The organism is Bacteroides sp. CAG:633 (genome assembly GCF_000435115.1).
Classification (GTDB): Bacteria; Bacteroidota; Bacteroidia; order Bacteroidales; family Bacteroidaceae; genus Bacteroides; species Bacteroides ndongoniae.
In genome coordinates this window covers 1-4,368 of sequence record NZ_FR883149.1, presented here as the reverse complement: position 1 = coordinate 4,368, position 4,368 = coordinate 1, and the positions used below count along the sequence as shown (strand labels likewise).

Here is a 4,368-nt window from a genome sequence, read left to right as displayed (position 1 = left end):
TGAGGCGGCCTTCGCCGTCGATGACGGGCGAACCGGAGTTACCGCCAGTGATGTCGTTCGTCGTCAGGAAGCAGACAGGCATGGTGCCGTCGGCCATGGCATAGCGGCCGAAGTCTTTCTTCTGGATGAGCTCTTTCAATTTAGCAGGCACTACGAATTCCGGATTTTCGGGATCTTCCTTCTCCAGAATACCGTCGGTGGTAGTGAAGTACTTGTAGTGTACACCGTCCTTCGGGTTGTACGACTTCACGTTGCCGTATGTCAGACGGATGGTGAAGTTGGCATCGGGATAGGAGGGCACTGGCAGCTTCATTTCACCCAGTCCGCGGATATAGGCTTTGTGCAGCAGGCTAAGTTCTTTGGACGGCTGGCTGTATTCGTTTGAGGCAGCTTTGATAGCTTCGAGCTTGGCACGGCTGTAGGCGGTGGCCATGTCACGGTCGATGGCTTTCACGCTGGGTTTCTTCAGGAACTTGTCGAAGTTGGCACGGCTACCCATGATGGATGTATCGAAGAGATCGTCCACGTAGGCATCATAGTTACCCTTGTACTCCTTCTCGATGGTCTGGTAGAAGGCGGGCAGTTCTTCGGGTGTCAGCGCCTTGGCCAGGGCGGGCAGGATGGCTTTGGCTACGGCACGGTCTACTTGCTGGTCATAGTCTTTGTTGTAGATGCCTTCGTATACCGATTCTAGCTGTTTCTTGGTAGCCTGCAGCAGGGAGTCGTTCTTCGTTTCGATGGCTTCCTTCATCTTGTCCATCAGTGCGGGCGGGCAGCCGAACTCGATGGCTCCGTTCAGGGCTTCGTACAGATATTCGGTACGGCGCAGTGCGGGGGTCATCTTCTCAACGAGGGCGTCTATCTTCTCTACCACACCTTCGTATTCGGGCTTACCTTGGGCGAAGGCGGCAAAGCGCTTTTCCTGTTCAGCCTTGGTTTCGAGTACGTTGTTGTCTACAATGGCCTTGTTCATACCGATGGAGTTTTTCCAGTAGTTGCTGCTGCCGGCAAACTTGTTGGCATACTGGATGCGGGTCTTGTCACTCTGGCGCATGTACTTCTTCAGCACGTCCAGGTAGACGGTACGCATGTCTATCATGGCTTGGTTGATAGCCGTCATGCGCTGGCGTACTTCGCTTTGGGTGAGGTAACGTTCGGTAGAACCGGGGAAGCCCATAATCATGGCATAGTCGCCTTCGTTCAGACCTTTGAGTGAGATGCTGAGATATTTGGGAGTCTTCAGGGGAACATTGTCCTTGCTATACTCGGCCGGTTCACCGTTCTTGTCGGCATAGATACGGAACATGGAGAAGTCGCCCGTGTGGCGCGGCCACATCCAGTTGTCTGTCTCGCCGCCGAACTTACCCACGCTCGAAGGGGGAGCGGCTACCATACGTACGTCGGTATATACCTTATAATAGATAAGGTAGTATTTGTTTCCGGCATAGAAGGGCAGTGCAAGAGGCTCGATGCCCGGTTTGCCTTTCAGATCGCTCTTTTCCATCTCTTCTTTGGCCAGCTGATTGAGGAAGGGGCGGGTCATGGCTTTGTATTCGTCTGTCTCACCAGCTTTTATTTTGGCATTCACCAGGTCGGTGATGTCGACAATACGATGTACGAAGCGGAATTTCAGTCCCGGAGTGGGCAGTTCCTCGGCACGGCTCTTGGCCCAGAAACCGTCGGTCAGGTAATCGTGCTCCACACTGGAATGTTGCTGAATGGAGGCATATCCGCAATGGTGGTTGGTCAGGATGAGGCCTTCGGGCGAGATGATTTCACCAGTACAACCACCTCCAAAGATGCCGACAGCATCTTTCAGCGACACGCCGTTGGGATTGTACAAGTCTTCGGCTTCGAGCTTCAGTCCCTGTTTTTTCATCATTTCAATGGAAGTCTGCTGCTTGATGAGTTGGAGCAGCCACATGCCTTCGTCGGCTTGTGCCGAGAAGGTGAATGCTGCGGCGAAGGCCGCAACAAGGTACTTTTTGATTCTCATAAAGTGATTAAGTTATTTGGTTTAAAGTTATTTAGTTATTTGGTTGAGAGATTTACGAACTGACAAGTTGATGAAGAAACATTCTCCTGTTCCTTGTCAGCCGCCTTCTTATCACCTCGTAAACTTTCCCTCACGGATGGCTTGCATCACATTGGCGGGAGCACGTTCGGCCAGCAGTTCTTTTTTCATATAGTCCATGTATGGAGCCACGTGGCTAAAGAACTTTCTGTATCCGGCGCAAAGATAATTCAGTCCCGGTTCACCGTCAGCTGTGCGGGCAAAGCGGTTCTTGGGGCAGTCACCGTTGCAGGCAAAGAGCCATTCGCACTCTTTGCATTGGCGGGGAAGAGAGTCGAACTTGTTTTGTCCGAAGCGCTGCTGGCGTTCGCTGTACATCATTTCCACCAGCGTCTGTTGGTAGATGTTGCCCAGCTTATATTCGGGGAAGACAAAGTGGTCGCACGCATAAACGTCGCCGTTGAATTCCATTACGCCGGCATGTCCGCACGTACGTGCCATGGAACAGACACCCGGTTGTTGCCCTACCCAATTGGCCAGGGTAGAGTCGAACAGCTGTATGTAATAAGTTCCTACATCTTCTTTTACCCATTCGTCGAACAGACGGCAAAGGAAGTTGCCCCATTGTTCCGGCGTAACGGAAAAGTCGGCCAATGGTATCTCGCCGCTATCGGCCAGCGATGCAAGATGGCGTCCGTCGCCGTGAGGCATGATGCGTTCTACAATAGGAGCAAACTGGATGTAATGGCAACCAATCTCTTTAAAGAAGTGGTAGAATTCTTCGGGATAATCGGCATTGTAGTCGTTGACTACAGCCATGCCGTTCCATTCTACTCCGTGCTTTTTCAGGAGGTTGATGCCTTGCATCACCTTATGGAAGGAGGGACGTCCCTGTTTGTTTTTACGATATTCATCGTGAAACTCTTGCGGTCCGTCGATGGATACACCTACCAGCCAGTTGTTTTCTTTGAAGAACTCACACCATTCGTCGGTGAGCAATGTGCCATTGGTTTGTATGCAGTTGTCGATGGTACGCCCGTTGGCATATTTTTTCTGCAACTCCATGGCCCGTTTATAGAAGGAAAGGGGACGCATCAAGGTTTCACCACCGTGCCAGGTGAAAAGAACCTGTGGCATGGTTTGCGAATTGATATATTGCTCGATGAATTTTTCCAGCAGTTCTTCACTCATCACATGCTTGGGATTTTCTTTGTACAGCTTGGACTTTTCCAAGTAATAACAGTAGTCACATGCCAAATTGCATACGGCTCCTACGGGCTTCAGCATCACATAGAGCGGTTTGGCAAAAGGTGCATAAGTGGACATATTTAGTTTTTAATGCTTTTGATTAATTAATGTGCAAAAATACGTAAAGCAAATGAAAATACGTTTTTTACCTCTTTCTTTATAAGGATTATTAATACCTTTGCACCTCAGAAAATCATAAATCTTTGATGTATGGTTAGGAAAGAGATAAGCTATATTTTACCTTTTTTGATTACATTGTTACTGTTTTCTTCCTGCGGACGCAACAAGTATAAAGTTGAGGGTACCTCTTCTATTACCAGTCTTGATGGAAAAATGCTGTTTCTTAAAGTCTTTCAGAATGATGGACAATGGATTACGGTTGATTCGGCCGAGGTGATTCACGTTTTTTTTCATATGGAAGGGCCTGTGGACTCGGTTAGGATGGTAACCCTGTATATGGACGATGAAGGCATTATGCCGGTTGTTTTGGAGAGTGGAAAAATTAAGGTGACTTTATCCAATGAACAATTGATGGCTAAAGGAACTCCTTTGAATGATGCCCTTTATGAGTTTATAGAAAAGCGTAACTCGCTTGAATTGCAACTTGATGAGGTAGACCGGAAAGAGGCACGTATGGTACTTGATGGTGCTAATCTGGAGGATATTCACGAACAGCTGAATAAGGAAAGTGAAGACTTGCTGAAGGAAATGAACGATTATGTGAAAGGTTTTATTGCCGAAAACTACGAGAATGTACTAGGTCCTAGCGTCTTCATGATGTTGTGCAGTACACTGCCTTATCCAATGATGACTCCGCAGATAGAAGATATTATGAGAACAGCTCCTACCAGCTTTAAGGAAAACTTCTTTGTGAAAGATTTCCTGTCGAAGGCGAAGGAGAACATGCAGCTGATCGAAGAACAGAAAAGACTGAGTGCGGCAGGAAGCGCTAACTGATATTTTATTTATTCATATTTTCCCGTATCATAGGAACGGAGTGGATTGCATTTCGGATGAAAGTGATACGGGATTTTTTTTACTTGAAGCGGACGTAGCTGTATATGCACTATATTATTTGAAGGTGTGTCAAAAAGCACACCTTCTTT

The 4,368-nt window shown here is 48.1% G+C and carries 3 protein-coding genes; 1 reads left to right on the top strand and 2 read right to left on the bottom strand.

Annotation, left to right across the window (positions count from 1 at the left end):
* Together QVP67_RS14270 and QVP67_RS14265 are read right to left on the bottom strand one after the other, a co-directional pair.
* Positions 1–1,996: S46 family peptidase (locus tag QVP67_RS14270; protein ID WP_288180263.1), on the bottom strand; the 1,996-nt coding region annotated here is incomplete at its 3' end.
* 111 nt (positions 1,997–2,107) lie between these two features.
* A complete protein-coding gene (locus tag QVP67_RS14265; RefSeq protein WP_022164226.1) occupies positions 2,108–3,340 on the bottom strand; it encodes an anaerobic sulfatase-maturation protein in 1,233 nt (410 codons plus the stop codon).
* A 132-nt stretch (positions 3,341–3,472) separates the two neighbouring features.
* On the opposite strand from QVP67_RS14265, the gene QVP67_RS14260 reads away from it, so the two are divergent.
* Complete coding sequence (locus QVP67_RS14260; RefSeq protein WP_022164225.1) at positions 3,473–4,219, top strand: DUF4369 domain-containing protein; 747 nt, start codon at positions 3,473–3,475, stop codon at positions 4,217–4,219.
* The last annotated feature ends 149 nt before the right edge of the window (positions 4,220–4,368 follow it).

What these genes read in the sequence shown, in the direction of transcription:
- QVP67_RS14260 (WP_022164225.1), top strand. Translation starts at nt 3,473, where the DNA reads ATGGTTAGGAAAGAGATAAGCTATATTTTACCTTTTTTGATTACATTG.
- QVP67_RS14265 (WP_022164226.1), bottom strand. Translation starts at nt 3,340, where the DNA reads ATGTCCACTTATGCACCTTTTGCCAAACCGCTCTATGTGATGCTGAAG.